This is a genomic window from Psychrobacter sp. 1Y6, from assembly GCF_052258385.2.
Taxonomy (GTDB): Bacteria; Pseudomonadota; Gammaproteobacteria; order Pseudomonadales; family Moraxellaceae; genus Psychrobacter.
In genome coordinates, this window is the sequence record NZ_JBQQEW020000001.1 from 1,947,200 (window position 1) to 1,972,186 (window position 24,987).

Below are 24,987 nucleotides of genomic sequence, written 5' to 3' on the forward strand. Positions count from 1 at the left end.
TTTTACGATTGGTAATTTAAAACTTATAATTCTTATATATTAGTTTTATAAATCTACTCAGCTTAGTTATGCTTTGTACATAAACAACGACTACCGAGATTCACGGTTTGTTCTTTTCGATTATCATAGCCTAGGAGTTATACCATGTCCGACTCAGCCAATAACACCATTGATAAAAACACTGCCCCAGATGCTGCTCGTTGTCCTGTAGATCACGAAAGCAACAATAATACTGCATCAACCAATACCACTTATGACAAAGGCGATGGTCAAGGCCCAACGATCCATAGCGAAAACGTTGATAACTCGCATGAGCCTGAGCGTCCGAGCATGGGCGGCTGCCCTGTTATGCATCAGGCACATACTACCACTGCATCTGCTGCGACAGATTGGTGGCCAAATGCACTGAACTTAGACATATTGCATCAGCAAGACAAAAAGACTGACCCAATGGGTGAAGACTTTGACTATGCTGAAGCTTTTAAACAGCTAGATCTAGAATCGGTCAAAACTGACCTAAAAAATCTAATGACTGAGTCGCAAGAATGGTGGCCAGCGGATTGGGGTCATTATGGCGGCTTGATGATTCGTATGGCTTGGCATTCAGCTGGTACGTATCGCGGTGCTGATGGTCGCGGCGGCTCTAACACTGGTAACCAACGCTTTGCACCATTGAACAGCTGGCCTGACAACGTCAACCTTGATAAAGCCCGTCGTCTATTATGGCCAATCAAGAAAAAATATGGCAATAAATTGTCGTGGGCCGATTTGATGATTTTAGCAGGTAACATGGCTTATGAATCTATGGGCTTCAAAACCCTAGGATTTGCCGGTGGCCGAGCTGATATCTGGCATCCAGAAAAAGACATCTACTGGGGTTCTGAGCGCGAATGGTTAGCCGCTACCAAAAACCGTTATGACAGCGACGAAGACCGCGCGTCACTAGAAAACCCACTAGCAGCAGTACAAATGGGCTTGATTTATGTCAACCCTGAAGGTGTCGATGGTAATCCTGACCCACTAAAGACTGCTCAAGATATGCGTACTACCTTTGCTCGTATGTCAATGAATGATGAAGAGACTGTCGCTCTAACCGCTGGTGGACATACCGTTGGTAAATGTCACGGTAATGGTGATGCGACGATACTGGAAGACGAGCCAGAAGCCGCTGACGTCAAAGAGCAAGGTCTAGGCTGGCGCAATCCTAAAGGTCGTGGTAATGCAGGCGATACTGTTTCAAGTGGTATCGAAGGCGCATGGACTACCAATCCGACCCAGTGGGACCACGGTTATTTCGAGCTACTATTAAACCATGAATGGGCACTGACCAAAAGTCCAGCCGGCGCATGGCAGTGGGAACCAACTGACATCAAAGAAGAAGATCGTCCGTTAGATGCTCATGATCCAAGTGTTCGTCGTAACCCAATTATGACTGATGCAGATATGGCATTGAGCAAAGATCCTATCTATCGTGAGATTTCAGAGAAGTTCCATAACAACCCAGAATACTTTGATGAAGTATTCGCTAGAGCATGGTTCAAACTGACTCACCGCGATTTGGGGCCGAAATCTCGTTACTTAGGTGCTGATGTACCGAGCGAAGACTTTGTATGGCAAGACCCTATTCCTACAGGTAATGCAGACTTGACTGCTGATGATATTGCAACGCTAAAATCGCAAATATTAGACAGTGACCTTAGTCGTCGCGAGTTGATCATTACAGCATGGGACAGCGCTCGTACCTTCCGCGCTTCGGACTATCGCGGCGGTGCCAACGGTGCACGCATCCGTTTAGCCCCACAAAAAGACTGGGCAGGAAACGAGCCAGAACAATTACAGCGTGTACTTGAGACATTGACCAGCATTCAGTCTGACTTTGAGAAAGACGTTAGCTTGGCAGACCTTATTGTATTGGCTGGTAACGCCGCTATTGAACAAGCAGCAAACGATGCAGGCGTAGATATTATTGTACCGTTTAATCCAGGTCGCGGCGATGCTGACGCTGAAATGACTGACGCCGAATCTTTCGCTGATTTAGAGCCACTACATGATGGCTATCGTAACTGGATTCAGGGCGACTATGCGGTATCACCGGAAGAGATGCTACTTGATCGCACGCAGCTAATGGGACTGACAGCGCCTGAGATGGTTGTATTGCTTGGTGGTATGCGAGTGCTTGATACCAACCACGGCCAGAGCCAACATGGCGTCTTTACTGAACGTGCTGGCGTGCTTACCAATGACTTCTTTGTTAATTTAACGGACATGAACTACACATGGCACCCTGTAAAAGCAGCCGACAATACTGCTAATAGCTATGAAGTACGTGAGCGTGGTACAGGAAACGTCAAATGGCAAGCAAGCCGTGTAGACTTGGTATTTGGCTCTAACTCTATATTACGTGCTTATGCTGAGCTATACGCGCAGGATGATAACTTAGAGAAATTCGTTCGTGACTTCGTCCGCGCTTGGAACAAGGTTATGAATGCAGATCGCTTTGATATTGCAAAATAAACTGAGTTTGAAGTTGGTCAGTATCGACTAACTAATAGTAATAAATAACTTTATAACTAACGAACAGCTATCTTCTAGAAGGTAGCTGTTTTTTTATGCTTAGTTTTTTATGCTCGATAATGACTGTTCTTTATGGATTGTTAGATCGAATTACCTCACTGGTTAAAAAGTATTTACTGAATAAGTAGCATTTACTGAACAAATAATTTTTTAGCATTGCAAAATACAAACTCTATATTCATAATTATCATAAATTGATAGCTATTTATTATATACAAGAATAATAGCTTTGTTTTACACTACTTTATTACTGTATGTTCAGACATTTTTACTTTCATATACAGACGAGGTTTGTATATTTATACAATAGGATTAAGTTATGGCAATCGACGTAGTGGTCAACCAACGGCATTTGCAGATTCAGCTCAAACAGCTAGAAACAGTATGGCATACGGTGATTAACGGTTATAACTTAAGCCAAGCGGCGACCGTGCTACATACCAGTCAATCAAGCTTATCAAAGCATATTGCGGCGCTAGAAAACCAGTTAAAGACGGAAGTATTCGTGCGTCAAGGCAAACGCCTGACAGGACTGACTACCATGGGCACAGCGCTTATGCCGCATATCGAGTCTATTTTTGCTGAAATTCGTACCATTGAAAACCTAAGTTTAGATTTTAATAATCCTAATATCGGTACGCTGACGATTGCCACCACTCACACACAAGCGCGTTATGTACTGCCGCAAGTGGTTAAAGAGTTCAAAGATCGTTTTCCTAAAGTAAATTTGATATTGCAACAGGCAGATCCTGAGACCATCGCTCAGATGGTCATCCGCGGTCAAGCCGATATCGGTATTGCCACTGAATCCTTATTACATAATAATTATCTTAGATGCTATCGTTACTATGACTGGACGCATCGCGTTATCGTACCGAGTGATCACGAACTGGCTAGCCAAGAGTCTATTGACCTGCCCACGCTTGCCAGCTATCCGATTGTGACTTATCACGGTGGTTTTACAGGACGCGGCGCGATTGACAAGACGTTTGATGAAGCAGGACTGGAGCCAGATATCGTACTAGCGGCGCTCGATGCCGATGTAATTAGCACCTATGTTGGTCTGGGCCTAGGTATTGGTATCATCGCAGAAATGGCATTTGAGCCAAGCCATTATCAAAACCTGACGGCCATCCCCGTCGATCATTTTGGTCGCTTTACCAGTTGGATGGCGGTACGTGATGATGCAGAAATCCGTCAGTATGGTCGCGCTTTCATGGAGCTATGCCAAAAGCAATTTGCAAATTAATGAGCATTTGTTAAATAAAGTATCTCAGACTTGCTCACCCTTACTCGACTGAGCTGTGGATGATAAAATAGATTCTAGAACGTTATTCAATGTTTCTTTTATATATTATTCACACTTGTGTTGATATTTGGTCGAATAAAATTGATTAGCGACTAAATATCAATACATATTAACTTGCTCTTCTGTAAACAGGTGATACCGCTCATGGAAAAATTCGTAGCGATCATTATGGCAATTTTTGCCGCCCCTCTACTTATTGGCGGCGCTTATTTATTGTCCTTAGGCGGTAGTCCTTACTACCTTATTGCTGGCGTTATTATACTAACGACAGCTTTTTTATTGTTCAAAAAACACTGGAGTGCTTACGGGTTATATGCGCTATTTATCGTAGCAACCATGGCTTGGGCACTTTGGGAATCTGGGTTCTATTGGTGGGCGCTAGCACCTCGTGTTGGCTTCCCGCTTATATTTGGTTTGCTCATGCTACTGCCATGGGTATCCAACAAAATGCGTGGGCCTAAAACTCAAGTAAACGCAAATGCTGCAGCTAATACATCAACCACAAACACTGTTAAGAAAAGCCCTCTGTATTATTGGGGACTGCTCGTAAGCGTGGCCGTAGGGGCACTACTCTCTTTTGGTAGTCTAGCCAACAATGCCACTGACAAACTCGGTGAGCTTGATTTGACTGCTGCAAATGATGACGAGCAAAACGTCAGCTCAGATGAGACGTCAGCTAACCTTGGTGACCCATTATCAAACGGTCAGCAAACGCCAGATGGCGAGTGGAGCGCGTATGGTCGTACTGATTATGGTCAGCGCTACTCACCTCTCGATAAAATTAATACCGATAATGTCAAAGATTTAGAGCTAGCATGGCAAATCCAAACAGGTGATGTCAAAGGGCCTAACGATGTCGGTGAGACAACTTATCAGGCAACACCATTGAAAATCGGCAATGGCTTATACCTATGTACCCCTCATAACTGGGTACTAGCGCTAGATGCCGACTCTGGTGAGACGCTGTGGAAGTTTGATCCTCAAGTAGAGGAAAACTTACAACGCCAGCATCAAACCTGTCGCGGTGTGTCTTATTATGCTGGTCAAGCAACCAGTCCTGACCCTATCTCTACCGCTGCTAATAATTCAGCAGAGAATAGCAACAGTACAGCTAGCCCCGTGCAAGTACAGAAAATTGCTGGTAATACCTTTGAAAACGCATCTAAGCAATGCGATGCCAAGATATTTATCCCAACTTCTGATGCGAAACTATATGCACTCGATCCAAATACTGGGCAACGCTGCCAAGATTTTGGTGATGATGGTGCATTAGACTTGATGCATAACATGCCATTCAATCAAGCAGGTTACTATTATTCTACGTCACCACCAGTTATCGCGGGTGATACTATCATCGTAGCTGGTGCTGTCAATGATAACTATGATGTCAACTCGCCTTCTGGTGTGATACGTGCGTATGATGTCAATACCGGTGAGCTTCTTTGGAATTGGGACTCAGGCGATCCTGATAATACAGCGCCTTTCGATGTCAATGATCCAACCCAAACTTATAAGACCAGCTCGCCAAATTCATGGTCAGTCGCTACTGCCGATGAAGAGCTTGGATTGGCCTACTTCCCTATGGGTAACCGTACGCCAGATCAGCTAGGTAGCTACCGAAATGCCGCTGAAGAAAAATATGCAACGTCTGTTGTCGCTCTAGATATCGAAACTGGTGAAGCACGCTGGGTTCAGCAGTTTGTCCATCATGACCTTTGGGACATGGACACGCCTGCTCAGCCAACCTTACTTGATCTAGATACGGCCGATGGTGTACAGCCTGCGCTGGTTGTACCAACTAAACAAGGTGATGTATACGTCTTGAACCGCGCAACGGGTGAGCCTATTGTACCTATCAAGGAGCGTCCTGCACCGCAAGGCTATCTCATAGCAGGAGAGCACGCAGCGCCAACTCAGCCTTATTCTGGCTTGAGCTTTGAGCCTGAACCACTGACTGAAAAAGACATGTGGGGTGCCAGTCTCGTCGATCAAATGATGTGCCGTATTGAGTTCAATCAGCTCAACTATAATGGTCGCTACACCCCGCCATCAACCAATGGTAGCTTGGTCTATCCTGGTAACTTTGGTACCTTTAACTGGGGCGGTATCGCAGTCGATCCTGAGAATGGCGTGATGTTCGGTATGCCAACTTACTTAGCATTTACCTCGAAACTCATTCCTAGAGACACGTTAGGCGATGCAGAGACCAATAAAGGCGAGCAAGGCGTCAATGCCAATGAAGGGGCAGATTATGCAGTAGAATTAGGTCCCTTCTTGTCACCATTAGGCGTGCCATGTCAGCAGCCACCATGGGGCACGATCGCTGGTGCTGACCTAGCCACAGGTGATATTGCTTATCAACGCAAAAATGGTACGGTACAAGACTTGTCTCCTATTCCTATCAAACTGGAATTGGGCGTACCTGGTATCGGTGGACCTATCATCACTAAAGGCGGTGTCGCGTTCTTGTCAGCGGCGACAGAAAACAACTTCCGAGCTTATGACTTGAAAAATGGCGACGTACTATGGAATGTCCGTATTCCAGCAGGTGGTCAAGCCACGCCAATGACTTACTTAAACTCTAAAGGTGAGCAAATGGTCGTATTGGTCGCAGGTGGCCATGGTTCAGTTGGCACAACCATTGGTGATTATGTCTTAGCTTATAAGCTTGGTGACCAAGATAAGTAGTGTTGCATTTGGTTCTTAAGATATTGATTATTCAATTTATTATTATCTTATAATCGACTAATTAGAGAAGCAGGTAACCTAGGTTGCCTGCTTTTTTAATGCCATCTTTTTTTAATGCCATAGTGTAATGCTGCCAAATCCTTTTATGACCTTATTTATGGTTTATTTATCGCTTATTTTGACCAGTGACAACCTTTATAAATACACCTTAATAATTGTTAAGCGAGCTTAAAAACAGAGTTAGCTGACTTTGTTATGATTCATTAACAGTAACTAGCGGCACTTGAAACTACCACTGTCTATAAGCATATCAGTAGAAAATAATTTACACACTACTGGAACATTTATGAGTAATAAAATCCCTTTATCTTTCCTAGATCTTGCGCCTGTCCCTCAAGGCAAAACCATCGCTGAAGGCATCGCCCAAACGGTGGAAACCGCACAGCAAGCAGAAAAATCAGGCTTAAACCGCTACTGGATGGCAGAGCATCATAATATGCCGGGTATCGCCAGTGCAGCCACCTCAGTACTGCTATCGCATATCGGTAGTCAAACTGACCGTATCCGTATTGGTGCTGGCGGCGTTATGCTACCGAACCACGCCCCTCTCGTGATTGCTGAGCAGTTTGGTACTTTGCAGGCACTATATGGCGACCGTGTAGACTTAGGCCTAGGCCGTGCGCCTGGTACTGATGGTGCGACGTTTCAGGCACTTCGTCGACAAATGAAAGATGCAGAACGCTTCCCACAAGATGTGCAAGAGCTGATGTATTTCTTAGGTAATGATACAGATGGCAGCCCTGTACAGGCATTCCCTGGCGCAAAATCAGGCATACCGATTTGGATATTAGGATCTTCTCTATTTGGTGCGACTTTGGCTGCGCATTTAGGACTACCTTATGTGTTTGCCTCTCACTTTGCTCCGCAAATGCTTGGGCAAGCAATTGAGGCTTACCGTGAGCAGTTTAAACCGTCTGTCTATCTAGATAAGCCTTATGTGATGTTGGCTGCTAACTTATTGCTGGCTGATGATGATGCGACCGCTCAATATCACTTTACTTCAGCACAGCAGAGCTTTGTACGTCTGCGTCGTGGCGAAACAGGTCAAATGCCTAAGCCTACTCACGATATGGACAGTATCTGGAGTCAAGCAGAGAAAATGATGGTAGATAACGCATTGTCAGTATCATTCATTGGCTCTGTCGACACGGTCAAACCAAGACTTGCTGCGTTTTTGGCAACCTATCAGCCAGATGAGCTAATTGTGACGGCCAATATCTATGACCAAGCCGCTCGTATCCGTTCACTTGAACTTACACCGGAGCTAAACTTATTTACTTTACAATGAAATGAGACGCTTGCATAATTATTGATGAACCTTAACTGGATTTTTGACATGGAAGCAACTCCCATTATCGGTGCATCGCTCATGATTGGCTCGTCAATATTTATGTATATCGTCGCCTTTCTTGCAGTGATGGCTATCGGTGGTTATTTGACCTACCGTACTAGTCCAAAGCGCAAGCAGCGCCGTGAAGACAAGCGTAATAGTGAACGCTAAGTTAATATCAAAAGCCCTCTTTTCTTATTTGAAAAGAGGGCTTTTTTTAATGCTGCCAAAATCAGATAAAGCGAAAGTACTTACTTATTTAAAAATAGTATAAAATTTGCATTACATTAACCCAAGGGCACGTAACGTCGCTGCCCCAATCGCCATACCAAACATGCCGACAACAGTGGTAAATGCCAAAATATTAGCCGCTAATACATCATTACCACCCATTGCTTTTGCCATGACATAGCTGGCTGCAGCTGTGGGTGATGCGACCATCAAAAACAACACCCCCATATGCACCCCTGACAACCCGAACCCGAGCCCAACAGCGATCGCAATCAATGGTGCAATGACAATTCGCCCAATGCTTGCTTGCATGGATAAGCCAGAAGGATGCAACATAGACTTTAGGTTAATACTAGCACCTGCACAGATTAGTGCTAGCGGCAGAGCCACCGCTGCTAATAAGTCGCCAGTGGTATGAATCACCCCAGTAAGCGGTGGTAATGGTAGTGCTTTGTAGACGAATGCGCCAACCAATGCCAAAATTAGAGGATTTGTCAGCAATTTTTTTACGATCATTGTACCGCGACTAATCCATGTATCATCCACACTTTTAGATACGCGGCTCAAGGTAATGACTGCCAAGATATTAAACAGTATCGTCACCACGCCCATATAGACAGCACCGATACTTAATCCTTGCGTGCCGTAAGCGTTGGCCACGGTTGCAAGGCCGATGATGGCCATGTTGCTACGGAATACGCCTTGTACAAACACACCTTGGTCTTCAGGACGCTTGACGAAGCGTTTGGCATAAAACTCTGCGCCAATAAATAATATAAACGTCACCAAGATACCAACAAGGATAAGCGTAATTTGCTTACCATAATCGACATCGCTATCGACCACGCTAAAGAACAATAAACACGGCAAGCAATAATTAAAGACAAAACTTGATGCCTGATCGATAAAAGTTTGGCTTGCCTCACCGCGTCTTTGCATAAAAAAACCCAACCACATTAAGGCAAGGTTGGGTAAGACAATGGTAATAGCAAAAACAATAGCATCAATCATAAGTAGACTCAGTTCGGCGACAAGCCCATCAATATATGGACATCAGCGAGACAAATTAACAAGTAGTAAGAAAATTTACTGACCTAGTATAGAGACAAAGTAGCAAGTAGGACAAGGTTACATGTGACTTTCTTTCAAAATCGACTGTTTTTTTGACAAACAAAAGCCCGTAACGAAATATCGTTACGGGCTTTTTATACGATAAGTGCTTTATAATAAAAGGCTTTATTGCATAGCTATTATGAGTCCAATGCAGCTTTTGCTTTTTTATGCTTTTTAACCGTCATTGCCAATAACTGAATGGCAGCAGGGGTTACACCACTCACACGTCCCGCTTGAGCTAGCGTCGCAGGACGAACTTGCGTAAGTTTTTGTACTATCTCGTTCGATAGACCTGACACGATACTATAATCAAAGTCTAACGGTAGCGCCGTATTTTCTAGTCGCTTCATTTGATCGATATCTTCTTGTTGACGATCGATATAGCCGGCATATTTGACAGAAATCTCTATCTGCTCACCCACTTGTGCATCGACAGTTGAGTCAGTGATAGCCGCGATATCAGCAAAATGTATTTGCGGACGCTTTAGCAAATCAAAGGCAGTAGACTCTTTAGACAGCACTTCACCTGTTTGCTCAGTGACTTGCTTACCTAATGCATTAGCAGGCGTTGCCCACATATCTTTTAGGCGTGAGGTTTCTGTCGCAATGGCTTCCATTTTTTCTTGATAGGCTTGCCAGCGTACATCGTCTACTAGACCCAGCTTACGACCAGTTTCAGTCAAACGCTGATCTGCATTGTCTTCACGTAAGAGCAAGCGATATTCTGCGCGACTCGTAAACATACGATATGGCTCGGTAGTACCATGGGTAATCAAGTCATCGACAAGCACACCAAGATACGCTTCATCGCGGCGCGGTGTCCATGTGTCAAACTCGCTATTGTTAGTAGTGACCAATGCTGCGTTGGTACCTGCGAGCAAACCTTGTACGCCCGCTTCTTCATAGCCTGTCGTACCATTGATCTGACCCGCAAAGTAAAGACGATCAATCGACTTGGTTTCAAGCGTTGGCTTTAGGTTTTGTGGGTCAAAGTAATCATACTCAATCGCATAACCTGGACGAGTAATATGGGCATTTTCTAAGCCTTTCATACTATGAATAAAGTCTAACTGCACATCAAATGGCAAACTGGTTGAGATACCATTTGGATATAGCTCATGCGTGGTCAAACCTTCTGGCTCGATAAAGATCTGATGGCTGTCTTTATCCGCAAAACGATGAATTTTGTCTTCGATAGATGGGCAATAACGCGGGCCTACGCCTTCGATTTTCCCAGAGAACATTGGTGAACGGTCAAGGTTTTCACGGATGATGTCATGAGTACGCGCATTGGTATGCGTGATATAGCAATTGACCTGTTCAGGGTGCATAGAGACGTCACCCATATAGCTCATCACTGGCAATGGCGTATCACCTGGCTGTACAGTCATCACGCTAAAGTCAACGCTACGTGCATCGATACGTGCTGGCGTACCTGTCTTTAGACGACCGACTGGTAGCTTAAGTTCACGTAAACGATCTGCCAACTTGATAGAAGGCTGATCCCCTGCGCGGCCACCATTTGAGTTCTCCATACCAATATGAATCACACCACCCAAGAAAGTTCCTGAGGTCAGTACCACTGTTTCGGTCTTAAAGATAATACCTGTAGAAGTAACGACTGCCGTCGCACGATCGTTTTCAACCAAGATATCATCAGCGGCTTGCTGGAATATATCTAAATTTGGCTGATTTTCTAATGTATGGCGGATAGCTGCTTTATAAAGAATACGGTCTGCTTGCGCGCGCGTGGCACGAACGGCAGCTCCTTTGCGGCTGTTTAGTACACGAAACTGGATACCAGCCTTGTCCGTGGCCAATGCCATTGCACCGCCTAACGCATCAATCTCACGTACTAGATGCGATTTACCGATACCGCCAATCGCAGGGTTACAACTCATCTGCCCGAGCGTCTCAATATTATGCGTCAACAATAAGGTCTGTGCGCCCATACGTGCCGCTGCCAGAGCAGCTTCTGTACCAGCATGACCACCGCCGATCACTATCACGTCGTAATGTTTTGGGTATTGCATGTGTGCCTCACTTGACTCATAACGCTGCTGATTGCCATATCCTATATTCAAATAAGAAAACAATCAGCAAATAAACGTCAGTCGAATTTATAAGAAGATAACGACTCAGATAAGTCGTTCATAATTGAGTAAATAACCCATAATTATAACAATTTTTTGATACTTAAAAAACGTTAGAACAAAAACTATTAAAATTAAGCAAAAAGTTCTCTACTCTGGTTACTGTCTTGCTAGTTGTTGCCTTACTAATGACTATTTTAATAATCATTTTGGTTATTATTGCCAGGGCTAAGCGGTACGATCTGATCTGATTGACCACTAGACAGCATATGATGGCTACCATACCCTTCTGGATTGATCTGTAGATAGGCGTTCATTTGACCAATCGCCTCACCATCATCACTGGCCAAGATCTGCTCTTTGATGAGCTCAACTGGCGGTAATGGTAAGTTTTTAAGCAAGGCCAAGCGCTGATGATTATCACCCTTATTGACCACCAACTCGATAAGCTGACGGGCATCGATTGGCAAATCTGGTGTGTTCTGTGCCAACAGTGCCAAATGATAAGCACCTGCAGGATCTTGGTCTACAACGATGCGCTGCTCGATAGCGACATATGTTGCTTCAGTTGCACCGCCCGCCACACTAAGCTGATGAATACATTTAAGTGCTGAGTATGACTCATTGTTGGCAATCTCAATAATGCGTGTCGATTCATTTTTTAAACGTTCACGGCGCTTCTCGATCGCTGCCTGCTCAGCCGCTTCTCTTTGCTCATTTAACTGTTCGCTGGTTTGGTTATTCATAAAGCTCTCTTACTCATCTGATAATTATTATTTATATCGCTGACATCTTGGACACTATATGGGGGTAAATCCTATAAAAACAACGAAGCCTAATGACATAGGCGCGTGAAAATACTAATGGGGACAAGAATAGATACGCTACTAACGACATTAATAGCGACAATAAAAAAAACCCAAACAGCCATTAAATGACTATCTGGGTTTGCTGTGCTTGTATCTTGCAAAGTCTAATTAGACATCAAAGACATCTAACCAACACTTTTAAGTATTAAGCAGCAGGGCTGTTTGCTTCAACCAATGGCTTTAGCTCGCCTGATTGATACATTTGCAAGATGATGTCTGATCCACCCATCAACTCGCCATCAATCCATAACTGCGGGAACGTCGGCCAGTTAGCGATTTTTGGCAACGTTGCACGGATTTCTGGGTTTTCTAAAATGTTTACAAACGCAAATGGACGACCAATCTGAGTCAACACTTCGATAGAGCGCGCTGAAAAGCCACACTGTGGAAATTGCGGTGTGCCTTTCATGTAGATAATAACTTTATTGTCACGGATTTGATCACGGATCAATTGTTCAACGTCGTTTGCAGCAGTGTTTGGGGTTTGCTCACTCATAAAAGCTCCTATTGATAAAGCGGTTCATTAAAATGATTATTTATATAAAATAATTGTATAAAGACGTGGCTGATACATGGGGCGACTGCCGCTGTATTACAAGCACGAATTTCTATCTATATAGGTTCGATAGCATTAGGGACTAATAATACCACGGCATTGGCCATGATGCCCTCTTGACGACCCGTAAATCCCAATTTTTCAGTCGTGGTGGCTTTCACGCTGATATTGCTAATATCTGTTTGTAAGTCGCTAGCGATATTAGCGCGCATGACTAGATTATGCGGCGCTAGCTTTGGACGCTCGCACATCACCGTAATATCAGCGTTGCCTAGGCTATAACCAGCCTCTTGCACTTTACTATAGACATAACGCAGCAATACTCGTGAATCCAATCCAGCATGTGCCGCATCGGTATCGGGAAAATGCTGCCCAATATCACCAAGCGCCAATGCACCAAGTAGCGCATCAGCCAATGCATGTAACACCACATCACCATCAGAGTGTGCCAGCAAACTGTGAGTATGCTCAATAGGCACGCCTGCTAGAATGACATATTGTTGCTGCTGACCATTATTATGAAAAGCATGAACATCGATACCTTGACCAATTTTTATCATTATTATTCCAAGATAAGTTAAAGGTGATTAAAATAATTCAAAACCACTATCTGAATTTTCAAAGTGGTTTTACTAGTAGCCAGACACCATCGGTCGCCACCAGTTTCAATTAACTGGTATAATATGACGTTTATTTTATCATAATACCAGATCCAAAAGACAAGCTGACGTTGTTGTGCTGAGACTACGTATTGTAGTGATGGTATAACACTTGGCGTCGGCATGTACTTTGGATAACGTATAAATAGTTGAGCCGTTTTATGTCAGCCATACAAAATACCTCAAGCACAACCGTTTCTGAGTCTTTTAATGCTCATCGCCCTTTAACACTTGCCGATGTCGAAAATCCTAGCACCAAGCATGTGATTGTCGGTATGTCAGGTGGGGTCGATTCTTCTGTATCAGCCGTATTACTTCAACAGGCAGGCTTCAAGGTTGAAGGCTTGTTTATGAAGAACTGGGAAGAAGATGACGGCACCGAATACTGTACGGCGATGGATGATCTAGCAGACGCGCAAGCCGTATGTGACAAAATCGGTATGAAGCTACACACGGCCAACTTTGCTATGGAATACTGGGATCGCGTATTCGAGCACTTTTTGGCGGAATATAAAGCAGGCCGCACCCCAAACCCTGATATCTTGTGCAATAAAGAAATTAAGTTTAAGGCGTTTTTGGACTATGCGTTGACGCTTGGGGCAGATTATATCGCGACCGGTCACTATACGCGCCGCAGTGTGAACTATACCAATGCCGAAGGTGACGAGGTTGCGCAGCTCTTACGCGGGCTTGATAATAATAAAGATCAAAGCTATTTCTTACATGCGGTTGGCGGTGACAAAATCGCCAAAACGCTGTTCCCAGTTGGCGAGCTTGAAAAGCCAGTGGTACGTCAGATTGCTGAAGAGCATGACCTAGCGACGGCTAAAAAGAAAGACTCTACAGGTATTTGCTTTATTGGTGAGCGCCGTTTTAAAGACTTCTTACAGCAATATCTGCCTGCCCAAAAAGGCGAGATACTTACTGATGATAATAAAGTCATCGGCACTCATGACGGCCTCATGTATTACACACTGGGTCAACGCGGCGGCATCGGCATTGGCGGGGTTAAAGACCGTCCTGAAGAACCGTGGTTTGTATTGGCAAAAGATTTAGAGAAAAATCGTTTAATCGTCGGTCAAGGGCATGAACATCCCATGCTGATGAGCAACGAGCTAAAAGCCTATAAGCTCGATTGGATTGATGGTTTACCACCTGCGGATGTGTTTAGCGACGAAGGTCTAACCTGTATGGAAAAGTCTCGCTATCGCCAGCCAGACCAAGCATGTCGCGTGTTTGCGACCAATGCTGATGGCAGCGAAGTGCGCGTGGTATTTGATGAGCCACAGCGCGCCGTCACCCCTGGTCAGTCAGCGGTATTTTATATCGATGAAGTATGTCTAGGCGGCGGCGTGATTGAATCTATCGATGCACCTTGCGGATTTTAATTACTTCCTAAGACCCAACTTAAAACACAGATGTTGACGCAGTAAATAGATTTATTTTAACGAGCGTCAACATCGCTTTATTTGCATAGACCGCTTTTTTAATATTATATTTCTGCTATATTACGCGCAACGATTTCAACGTCGTTTTTTATATGGTAATTTTTTATCCAGACTCTTGCAGTTTTTTATTTCATAACTACTGAGGCATAACCATGACCCCACTTACCGCTCTCTCTCCAATTGATGGTCGTTACGCATCAAAGGCTGACAGCTTACGTCCTTATTTATCTGAATTTGGTCTAATCAAAGCTCGCGTTACGGTAGAGATTCGCTGGTTGCAGTCTTTAGCTAACAACAGCGCAATTGGTGAATTAGCAGCATTTGATGACCAGACCAACGCTTTTTTGAATGCAATCGTTGATGACTTTAGCGAAGCAGATGCTCAAGCTATCAAAGACATCGAAGCGACGACCAATCATGATGTAAAAGCGGTTGAGTACTTTATCAAAGACAAGTTCCGTGGTCAGGATGCCTTGATTGACTCACTTGAGTTCATTCACTTTGCCTGTACCAGTGAAGACATCAATAACCTATCGTATGCATTGATGCTCAAAGACAGCCGCGAGCTAGTCGTTGCAAAAATGCAGCAAGTGACTGACAGTATCGTTGATTTATCTATTGCTCACGCTGATCAGCCAATGCTATCACGTACACATGGTCAGACAGCCAGTCCAACGACACTTGGTAAAGAGATGGCAAACGTGGCCTACCGCCTAGCCCGTCAAATCAATCAAATCAATCAAGTAGAGCTATTAGGTAAAATCAACGGCGCAGTCGGTAACTATAATGCGCATTTTTCAGCGTATCCTGACGTCGACTGGCAGAGCCATGCTGAAGCGTTTATCAATCAGCGTTTAGAGCTAACATTTAACCCTTATACGACTCAAATTGAGCCACACGACTATATCGCTGAGTTGTTTGATGCTGTTAAGCGCTTCAACACAATCTTGATCGATTTCAACCGTGATATTTGGCAATATATTAGCTTAGGCTATTTTAAGCAGCGCCTAAAAGACGGTGAAGTCGGATCTTCTACCATGCCGCATAAAGTTAATCCAATCGACTTTGAAAACTCTGAAGGTAACTTGGGCGTTGCCAATGCGATGCTGGCCCATCTGGGTGAGAAGCTACCAATTTCACGTATGCAGCGTGACCTATCTGACTCGACGGTGTTGCGTAATATCGGTGTTGGCCTAGCACAGAGCATGATTGCGTTTGACGCTTGCCTAAAAGGCGTAGGTAAACTTGAGCTAAATGCACAGCGTTTAAATGATGATTTGAATCAAGCGCAAGAAGTGTTGGCAGAGCCGATTCAAACGGTCATGCGTCGCTACCGTGTTGAAAACCCATACGAGAAACTAAAAGCCTTGACTCGTGGTAATGCCATGACTCGTGAAGCCATGCTAACGTTCGTCGAAAGCGATGAGCTATCGGCAGTTAGTGATGCGGATAAAGAACGCCTACGTGCATTAACGCCTGCTACTTATATCGGTAATGCCGCTGAGCAAGCACGCGCTATTAAAGAATGGATTGCCAAGCTTTAATAGCTAATAAGAGCATACTGATAATAAGATCGGACTAGAGAGGTAGGAGCGCCTAGTATTAGTTACTCGCTCCTACTTGATAGTATTTTTATCTTATTCAGTTGTTATCTTAATAGCTATTGTCTGAATAAATAATAACCTTACTTTGAACGCTATGATTGGTTTTGATTCGATTGCTTTTGATTCAAAACCCATAGTCGATAAGTAAGGTTTTATTTTTTATCATCATCGTCATCACTGTCGCCCGGTATGATGGCTTTACCCACAGCAACGGTTCCTTTAACCACGCCTTTGGTAGTTTTATAAGCGATTTTTGCGGGTACTGTGACGATTTTATGGACACAGGCTTGTAGCAAAAATACGCTAGCGATGATGACAACAAAATGCAGCTTTTTCATAACGTTCCTACGATTGAGTGGATGCTCTGCTGACAGCTATTATTTTGATAATCGTTATCGCTTATATGTACTATATAAACGTCACCAAAATAATAGACATCAAATAGATGATAATCTTAAACTATTAAAACCTTCCTATAAAGCATCCCTTATTATTAATCTTGTACACCGCCAAAATATGGATTTATCAATGACTTCTATTCCTCTTTGTTTACCCGACTCTATCACGCCTGAGCAATTCCTAACTGAATACTGGCAAAAGAAGCCACTGCTTATCAAGCAAGGGTTGCCGCAGCTAGTTGATATGTTTGAGCCAGATGACATGATTGGTCTTGCGCTTGAAGAAGATGCTAGTGCAAGACTGCTGACCCAAGCAGCCAGTAAAAAAGAAGGTCAGGCACAGTGGCAACTTAAAAAAAGCCCATTGAATGAGACTAATTTTGAAAATCTACCAGAGCAATGGACCGTATTGGTACAGAATCTTGAGCAGTGGTCACCAGAGCTTGGTCAATTGTGGCAAGCATTTGACTTTATTCCGCAATGGCAACGCGATGACATCATGGTCTCTTATGCGCCAGCAGGTGGGTCGGTTGGTAAGCATTATGACGACTACGATGTATTTTTGGCACAAGGCTATGGCTCTAGACGTTGGCAGTTGGGCAAGTTTTGTGATGACCAGACAGAGTTTGTTGCTGATGAGCCGCTTCGTTTATTTGACGACATGGGCGAACTGATCTTTGATGAGATACTAGAAGCGGGTGATGTCCTTTATGTACCGCCTAAATTATCACATTTCGGTGTGGCACAAGACGACTGTCTGACTTTCTCGTTTGGTTGCCGCCGTCCAAACCTGATGCAAATCATCGATAGCGTGGCCGATATCGCAACCAATGACAGCAAGTTATTTATCCCGATGTTACTACCGCAAGCGCTACAAGCGTCAGGTGAATTGCAATCAGATAGTATAGCCGCTATCAAGGCGCAATTGCTAGAAATGCTACAATCTGATCGCGGTGATGACATGATTCGCCAAGCAGTCTCTGAAGTGGTTAGTAAGCGCCAATATGATGCGCTGATGCCAGAAGAAACGTTAGATACCGATGAGCTTATGCAAGCGCTATCAGAAGGAGCCACATTGCAGGCGGACTATAGCAACCGCCTACTCTATAGCCAGACCACTGATGGCACCGTGCTGTATGCCAACGGTCAACGTATCGATGGGCTTGATGAAGCGGCGATAGCAGTACTAGTACGCTTGGCTAATGGTGAAGCATTACAACATAGCGACGTCACCGATGTGGATGCAGATGATTTGAGCGAATGGCTAGAAAACGGTTGGGTATGGGTTGATATTGCTGAATAACATCCTGTCATCAGGCTTCAGTTAAACAGCATAAACAAAAAAACCGCTATCTGATAATTACTCAGATAGCGGTTTTTTCTTATACATCTTATGCAATCACTAGTTTGGTAGTTATAGCGCTACCAAATACCGCTTAGAATTTATAAAAGTTGATATAAAAGCGAAGCGGATTCGTAATTACTGCATTGATTCTACTCTGTACCAAGCTCAAGCAAGCTCGCGTTACCACCGATTGCTGTGGTATTGATAGTCTTGACTCGCTCAGTGACAAAACGATGCAGATAGTCAGGCGTTAGCATTTCTGACAAGCCTTCCATATCAGTGACACTGATAACCTGTGTCAAAATACCGTCAGTATTGGCAAGCTCTTGACTGACGGCTTGCACTTCGCTGCGGCTACCAGAGACAGCCACTTGTGCTAGACGATCGATATATAAAAGCGTGACCGTTTGCGAATCGTTAGCCACACTCAATACATCTTCACTGATACCTGTGTCGTGCAGTATCTTAGCAGCTTCATTACACATCTCATCTTGGCTTGGGCAATGCAATATAACTTCATTACCTGTTAGGAGTGCCGCGATAAGCTGACCTAATACTGCCATGGCTCTAGCAGTTTCGCCACCGATGACCATGGTTTTACCACGACCAGTCACATACAAGTCATTGGACTCGCCTGTCGCACCTGTCATACGATGCATCTCATCCAAGCTAGGCGCAGCGCTCAACAAATGGTTGAATAAACGCTTTGCTTTATTGGCGTCACCAGTGAGCAATGCCAGTTTTGGAATGGCTGCTTGTAGATACGTTGCGCGGTTGACTGCGCCGAGTAATCGCCAAGATTCACAAACCTGGGCATGATTTTTTTTGAATTCAGTCGCCATGTTGCTACTCCTTATGCGAGTTCTGTTTGAGTGGTAGTTTGGGTTTCAGTCGCAGTCATATGAGCAGCTGACTGTTCAGCGTTGACTGTTTCTGAACTAAGTTGCATTAGACGCGCGACATAGTGCGGGCCACCAGCTTTAGGGCCAGTACCAGATAGACCACAACCACCGAATGGCTGTACGTTTACGACCGCGCCGATTTGGTTACGGTTGATGTAAGTGTTACCGACAAAGGCACGGCGCTCAATGTGCTCAACAGTATTTTCGATACGGCTATGGATACCTAACGTCAAACCAAAGCCTGTATTGTTGATAGCATCAATCAGCTTATTCAAATCACGCGCTTGATAACGCAGTACGTGTAGAATTGGGCCAAAGTGCTCACCACCGATCACATCAATGCTCTTCACTTCGATTGCGGTTGGCAATACAAAGGTAGACTTCTCTTGACTGACGACTGAGCTTGAGCTCATCGGCGTCTGTGCCAAGATAGTAGCAGTCGGCTCAGCACTCATACGTTCGATATGCGCCTCTAAACCATGCTTAGCATCCGCATCAATCACTGGACCTACATCTGTGGCAGCATATAGAGGATTACCTACAGACAGCTCAGCCATATTACCTTGCAACAGCTCGATTAAATCATCCGCCATCTCTTCTTGTACACACAATATGCGACAAGCTGAACAACGCTGACCTGCTGAACCAAATGCTGATAGTACCGCATCTCTAACGACTTGCTCTGGCAATGCTGTTGAGTCAACGATCATTGCGTTTTGACCGCCAGTCTCAGCGATAAAGACAGGCAATTCGCCACTGGTTTGTGCATGGTCGTTTAAGCTTTGGTTGATACGTTGGGCTGTTTGAGTCGAACCTGTAAATATCACACCTGCGATATTATCAGCAGCCGTCAAAGCACCACCTACGTCGCCTGCACCAATGACCAATTGCAATGCTTCGGCTGGTATACCCGCTTGATACATCAACTGGGCACCAAAGTGAGCTACCAGACTGGTTTGTTCAGCAGGTTTCGCTACTACCGTGTTACCTGCAGCAAGTGCAGCTACAATCTGTCCCGTATAGATAGCCAATGGGAAGTTCCATGGACTGATACAAACGAAAGTACCGCGTGCTTTATACACTTGACGAGACTGCTTGCCAGCCAAGTCTGTGAACTCATGTACGACGTCATCTAGACGCTCTGCTTCGTCAGCATAGAAACGACAGAAATCAACAGCTTCTTTGATTTCATCGATGCCATCTTGCATGGTTTTGCCCGCTTCAACTTGGCATAGTGCCATTAGTTCAGCGTAGTTTTCTTCGTATAGCTCAGCAATCTTACGTAATATCTCAGCACGCTTAGCAGCTGGTACATTTTTCCATACAACTTGACCAGCAACAGCAACGTCAATCGCTTGGCGAGCCACTTCAGCGTTAGCATAAGTTACTTTGCCAGCACTAACTTCGTGGTTCCAAGGCGCAAGTACAGTCTGCTTATCAAGCTGATTCGTTTGACCATCTACTTCATAGGTATCAACAGCTTTACCATTAATGATAGAGGTTGCTGACCATGTCTTATGCAGATGGCTATCAATAGCTGATTTGAACGGCAGCCATTGTGACTCTACAAAGATATTAGGGCCGAAACTTGCACGACGTTCACCGTAAATCTCTAACGGTAACGGGATGTCTGGATTGTGCAATGTTGCATTACCAAGCAGCTTGTCATATGGATGCACTGTTAGCTTTTCGATTGGGTAAGACTTGTCTAGCAACTGATGAACAAACGAGCTGTTGGCACCGTTCTCAAGCAAGCGGCGTACCAAGTACGGTAGCAAGTCCTTATGTGCACCTACTGGCGCATAGATACGTACAGGAATCTCATAAGCTTGCAAAATATGATCATAAAGCGCATCACCCATACCATGCAGACGTTGGAACTCAAAGTCTCTATGTGCACTCATGGTCATGATTGATGACAGTGTATGCGCATTATGCGTCGCAAACTGTGGCCAGATTAGTCCGCGCAGATGGTCTGACAATAAGAAGCGCGCACAAGCAAGGTATGCAGTATCCGTACCTTCCTTACGTGTCCAAACTGGATAGCCTGATAGACCTTTTTGCTGAGCAAGTTTGATCTCAGTATCCCAGTAAGCGCCTTTTACTAGACGTACTGGTATACGATCACCGACTTCAGTAGACAAACGAGCAAGCCATGCTAATACAGCGATAGCACGTTTAGAGTACCCTTGTACAACGATACCTAAACCATCCCAGTCCGCTGTCAAATTATCACGGTACAAAGACTCAAACAGTTTTAGAGAAATCTCAAGGCGATCTGCTTCTTCAGCATCAATACTGATATCGACATTGACTTCACGTGCCGCTTCAATCAATAGCAGGCAGCGCTGACGCAATAAGCCCATTACTTGTGCTTCTTGCGTGGCTTCATAGCGAGGATGCAGTGCTGATAATTTGATAGACACTGACGGCTTTGGCATGCCTTCTTTGACTTTTACGTTGGCCGTAGCTCTGATCGCATGTAGATAGTCGTTGAAGTATTTTTCCGCATCTTTATGCGTGATCGCCGCTTCGCCTAACATATCAAATGAATAGGTATAGCCTCTATTACGATATGGCTGGCTATTTTTATTGGCGTCTTCAATGGTCTCGCCCAATACAAACTGATGGCCCATGATACGCATGGCTTTTTGCATCGCACTACGAATGACAGGCTCACCCATCTTCTTAGTCATGCGATCCAAGAAACCTGATGCAGTGGTGCTGCTGTCAATACTGACAACGCGACCAGTCATCATCATGCCCCAAGTAGAGGCATTGACCATAAAGCCATTGTCATTTTTAATGTGCTTTTTCCAGTCAGCCACACTCATTTTGTCATGAATCAATGCATCAGCCGTATAGTTGTCTGGCACACGAATCAAGGCTTCTGCCAAGCTCATTAGCAAGATACCTTCTTGGGTATCAAGGCTATACTCCAGCAATAATGAGTCAACCATCTTGACGGCTTTACCATCATTACGCACGTGCTCGACCAGTTTGCGCGTTTGCTCAGCAGCAGCATCGCGTTCTTCTATACTGGGTTTGGCAAGTGGCAATAACTCAGACAACCAACGTTCTTCATCGGCGCTATATAGCGGTGAGATACGCTTATTTAGCGCTTCTGCTGACTGGGCGAGATACTCAGGCGACAGCATATCAACAGGATTAAACAAGATCGGCTCTTGCGGGGTAAACTGGTCTACTGGGTTCATAATAACTCCATAACTATCGTTTAAAAACCATAATAAATGGTGCTTTAGGAAGTCTGATCGTCCTGTATAACTGCTCATAACCGCTATCAAAAAATAGTGGTTATTGACGGATATTCACAGCAATAATCAAAAGACCAAACGGCGCCATCACAAAACTAAAAATCCAGCATAGGCTGGAGACGGTTAAGTAGGTCGTTCGACTGTTAAACGGGCTACGTTAACAATACAAAGGCAACAACGAAAAGCTAAGCGGCATTAGTGCCTTCTTCTTGTTAGTAGTGAAAGGAGTGTGATGACCAAATATCGCCTTATTGAACCGAAAAATCGCTCTAATAATCACAAATCTGTCATCTTTGGTGATGCTAATTCACTGTAAGAAAAACCTCTACGGCGTTGATTGAGGTGATGCGCTTAACTCGGCTATAATATCACGAAAGTTTTTTTCAAACTAACGAAATTTATTATTTTCATAAATTAATATATATCTAAATAACAATAACTTACAAGCACTTTATTGGCCATGACGCTTTGGTTACGTTTTTTTGTTTACTATTGCCCATAGTTTGGCATCACCCTACTTAATACTGGTATCAGAAATACTAAACATTACCCCCAAGAATACTGAGCTCAAATTAAGACGATAGGCTTATAATGCTGACAAAAAAAACCCTCCTTATCATCAGCTGGTAAGGAGGGTTTTTTGTTTAAGATGCTATTAATGTCTTACTACACTTTGCATTATAAGAAAATAATCTTGAACAACAATATAGCAGTCAAAATCCAGACAGCGATACTGATATCTGCAAACTTGCCTGCAATTGCTTTTACAGCTGTAAAGGTAATAAAACCAAGTGCGATACCGTCAGCGATAGAGTATGTAAGCGGTGTGAATAGCAATACCACGACCACTGGTGCTGCTTCTGTTAAGTCGCTCCAGTTAATGTCCTTTAAAGTACCCATCATAAGTACGGCTACATAAAAGATAGCGCCAGCCGTTGCATAAGCTGGAATCATACCTGCTAGTGGCGAGAAGAAAATGCTAAACAGGAATAGCACACCTACTGTAACAGCCATTAAGCCTGTACGACCACCTGAGGCAATACCAGAGATACTCTCAATATAACTGGTCGTTGATGAAGTACCCAGTAAAGAACCCGCTACTGTCGCGGTTGAATCAGCGAGTAGTGCTTTGCCCATGTTCGGGATATTGCCATCTTTGTCCGTTAGTTTTGCTTGGCTAGTGGTAGCAATCAAAGTACCAGCAGTATCAAACAAATCGACAAATAAGAAAGCAAAGATAACACTGATCATGCCCACATCAAATGCACCAGCAATGTCTAATTGCATCAGCGTCGGTGCAATAGAAGGCGGTGAAGAGATGATACCTGTGAACTGTGTATAGCCCATTAATAAGCTAATCAGGGCAACCAATAAAATACCAATGGTTACCGCACCTGGGACTCTCTTATAAGACAGGCCAATGATAACCACAAAACCTAATGAAGCCATGACAGGACCAAATGATGTCATGTCACCAAGGCCAACTAAGGTTGCATCATGATTGACGATGATACCTGCGCTTTGCAATGCAATAAACGCCAAGAACGCACCAATACCAGCGACTACGCCGTTTTTGAGAGACGTTGGAATGGCATTAATGATTGCTTCACGAATCTTGAATAGACTCAATAGTACGAAGATACAACCAGACAAGAACACCGCACCTAACGCTGTCTGCCATGCGTAGCCCATACCAAGCACCACACCATAGGTAAAGAAGGCATTAAGACCCATACCTGGTGCGAGCGCAACTGGTAGTCGGGCGTAGATACCCATGATGAAACAACCTACTGCTGCTGCTATACAGGTCGCTACAAATACGGCCCCTTTATCCATACCTGCATCGGCTAAGACGTTAGGGTTGACAAAGATAATATAAGCCATCGTCAAGAACGTGGTTATACCAGCGATGATTTCTGTTTTGATCGTGGTATTTTCACCATTAATCCCAAAATAGCGTTCAATTGCATTCATAAGTGTCGCCCCCGACTGGCTAATAAAAAGTCATCATTACCTAAAATTAAACATGACCTCAGCGAAAAAATAACGATGCCACAATAAGAATAATGTAGTAACAAAGCGTAACATATTAGACCAGTTATCTTACAAACTCAATCGTTGATAATGTCTATCTCGTACAAAATGCGATTTTGAGAGACTTCAAGACTATTGGTCAGAAAAGCCATATGAAAAGCCACATACAGCCATGTTGCCCTACGCTATTCGAAAAACTACTTTCTATTCGTCATTAAAGTAATATTCGATTTGGGTCATAAGTTTAGGTAGTAAGTATTTGCTCGGTTATTATTCATGTTATCCAACTAACTACTGACTTAATCAGTAGTAGCCCAACTAAATAGTCGTTTAACACATTAATAATGACCTTTCTCTCATTTAGAAGTAAACTAGGGGGTTATTATACCGATACCTAAATCGCGATACTTACTGTTGCAGCATTTTTCTGAGCACAGTTACAAATTTTTAGTGAAGAAACGTGCAGTTTATTAAATACTAAAAAGCAAATAGTGTTTGT

Annotated in this window: 17 protein-coding genes; 8 read left to right on the forward strand and 9 right to left on the reverse strand. The window is 44.0% G+C overall.

Annotated features, from left to right (window positions below; genetic code table 11):
- The first annotated feature begins 330 nt into the window (after window positions 1–330).
- The 5 genes from katG (at window position 331) to ACTXGF_RS21905 (ending at window position 8,132) form a co-directional block, all read left to right on the forward strand.
- A complete protein-coding gene (katG, locus tag ACTXGF_RS21885; RefSeq protein WP_443532947.1) occupies window positions 331–2,514 on the forward strand; it encodes a catalase/peroxidase HPI in 2,184 nt (727 codons plus the stop codon).
- Window positions 2,515–2,893: 379 nt separating this feature from the next.
- On the forward strand, window positions 2,894–3,823 hold the full coding sequence (locus ACTXGF_RS21890) for a LysR substrate-binding domain-containing protein (RefSeq protein WP_057759664.1): 930 nt from the start codon (window positions 2,894–2,896) through the stop codon (window positions 3,821–3,823).
- Between the two features lie 204 nt (window positions 3,824–4,027).
- Window positions 4,028–6,571, forward strand: a complete 2,544-nt coding sequence (locus ACTXGF_RS21895; protein ID WP_443532818.1) for a membrane-bound PQQ-dependent dehydrogenase, glucose/quinate/shikimate family — start codon at window positions 4,028–4,030, stop codon at window positions 6,569–6,571.
- A gap of 346 nt (window positions 6,572–6,917) precedes the next feature.
- On the forward strand, window positions 6,918–7,919 hold the full coding sequence (locus ACTXGF_RS21900; RefSeq protein ID WP_191115163.1) for an LLM class flavin-dependent oxidoreductase: 1,002 nt from the start codon (window positions 6,918–6,920) through the stop codon (window positions 7,917–7,919).
- A gap of 48 nt (window positions 7,920–7,967) precedes the next feature.
- The gene (locus ACTXGF_RS21905) at window positions 7,968–8,132 is read left to right on the forward strand and encodes a hypothetical protein (RefSeq protein WP_156410686.1); all 165 of its coding nucleotides are present in this window, start codon (window positions 7,968–7,970) and stop codon (window positions 8,130–8,132) included.
- Between the two features lie 111 nt (window positions 8,133–8,243).
- On the opposite strand, the gene ACTXGF_RS21910 is transcribed toward ACTXGF_RS21905, so the two are convergent.
- From ACTXGF_RS21910 to ispF, 5 genes are all read right to left on the reverse strand, one after another.
- Complete coding sequence (locus tag ACTXGF_RS21910) at window positions 8,244–9,203, reverse strand: AEC family transporter (protein WP_379544172.1); 960 nt, start codon at window positions 9,201–9,203, stop codon at window positions 8,244–8,246.
- A 239-nt stretch (window positions 9,204–9,442) separates the two neighbouring features.
- Window positions 9,443–11,338 (reverse strand): tRNA uridine-5-carboxymethylaminomethyl(34) synthesis enzyme MnmG, encoded by a 1,896-nt coding sequence (gene mnmG / locus ACTXGF_RS21915; protein ID WP_443532816.1) that lies wholly within the window; start codon window positions 11,336–11,338, stop codon window positions 9,443–9,445.
- Window positions 11,339–11,595: 257 nt separating this feature from the next.
- The gene (locus ACTXGF_RS21920) at window positions 11,596–12,144 is read right to left on the reverse strand and encodes a hypothetical protein (protein ID WP_443532815.1); all 549 of its coding nucleotides are present in this window, start codon (window positions 12,142–12,144) and stop codon (window positions 11,596–11,598) included.
- A 268-nt stretch (window positions 12,145–12,412) separates the two neighbouring features.
- Complete coding sequence (gene grxD, locus ACTXGF_RS21925) at window positions 12,413–12,763, reverse strand: Grx4 family monothiol glutaredoxin (RefSeq protein WP_057759647.1); 351 nt, start codon at window positions 12,761–12,763, stop codon at window positions 12,413–12,415.
- 116 nt (window positions 12,764–12,879) lie between these two features.
- Window positions 12,880–13,383 (reverse strand): 2-C-methyl-D-erythritol 2,4-cyclodiphosphate synthase, encoded by a 504-nt coding sequence (gene ispF / locus ACTXGF_RS21930; protein ID WP_443532813.1) that lies wholly within the window; start codon window positions 13,381–13,383, stop codon window positions 12,880–12,882.
- Between the two features lie 260 nt (window positions 13,384–13,643).
- On the opposite strand from ispF, the gene mnmA reads away from it, so the two are divergent.
- Together mnmA and purB are read left to right on the forward strand one after the other, a co-directional pair.
- Window positions 13,644–14,870 carry a tRNA 2-thiouridine(34) synthase MnmA gene (gene mnmA / locus ACTXGF_RS21935; RefSeq protein WP_522885866.1) on the forward strand — a complete coding sequence of 409 codons (1,227 nt, stop codon included), beginning with the start codon at window positions 13,644–13,646 and terminating at the stop codon, window positions 14,868–14,870.
- Between the two features lie 212 nt (window positions 14,871–15,082).
- The gene (purB, locus tag ACTXGF_RS21940; protein ID WP_443532811.1) at window positions 15,083–16,474 is read left to right on the forward strand and encodes an adenylosuccinate lyase; all 1,392 of its coding nucleotides are present in this window, start codon (window positions 15,083–15,085) and stop codon (window positions 16,472–16,474) included.
- Between the two features lie 212 nt (window positions 16,475–16,686).
- On the opposite strand, the gene ACTXGF_RS21945 is transcribed toward purB, so the two are convergent.
- Window positions 16,687–16,872 carry an NF038104 family lipoprotein gene (locus tag ACTXGF_RS21945; RefSeq protein ID WP_057759633.1) on the reverse strand — a complete coding sequence of 62 codons (186 nt, stop codon included), beginning with the start codon at window positions 16,870–16,872 and terminating at the stop codon, window positions 16,687–16,689.
- A 190-nt stretch (window positions 16,873–17,062) separates the two neighbouring features.
- On the opposite strand from ACTXGF_RS21945, the gene ACTXGF_RS21950 reads away from it, so the two are divergent.
- Complete coding sequence (locus ACTXGF_RS21950) at window positions 17,063–18,235, forward strand: JmjC domain-containing protein (RefSeq protein ID WP_443532809.1); 1,173 nt, start codon at window positions 17,063–17,065, stop codon at window positions 18,233–18,235.
- A gap of 191 nt (window positions 18,236–18,426) precedes the next feature.
- Here the strand turns inward: ACTXGF_RS21950 and ACTXGF_RS21955 are convergent, their stop codons facing one another.
- From ACTXGF_RS21955 to ACTXGF_RS21965, 3 genes are all read right to left on the reverse strand, one after another.
- Window positions 18,427–19,119 (reverse strand): 1-pyrroline-5-carboxylate dehydrogenase, encoded by a 693-nt coding sequence (locus ACTXGF_RS21955; RefSeq protein ID WP_057759629.1) that lies wholly within the window; start codon window positions 19,117–19,119, stop codon window positions 18,427–18,429.
- An 11-nt stretch (window positions 19,120–19,130) separates the two neighbouring features.
- Window positions 19,131–22,394: a bifunctional proline dehydrogenase/L-glutamate gamma-semialdehyde dehydrogenase PutA gene (putA, locus tag ACTXGF_RS21960; RefSeq protein WP_443532807.1), complete on the reverse strand. Its 3,264-nt coding sequence runs from the start codon at window positions 22,392–22,394 to the stop codon at window positions 19,131–19,133.
- A 738-nt stretch (window positions 22,395–23,132) separates the two neighbouring features.
- On the reverse strand, window positions 23,133–24,428 hold the full coding sequence (locus tag ACTXGF_RS21965) for an NCS2 family permease (RefSeq protein ID WP_101204806.1): 1,296 nt from the start codon (window positions 24,426–24,428) through the stop codon (window positions 23,133–23,135).
- Window positions 24,429–24,987 lie beyond the last annotated feature (559 nt).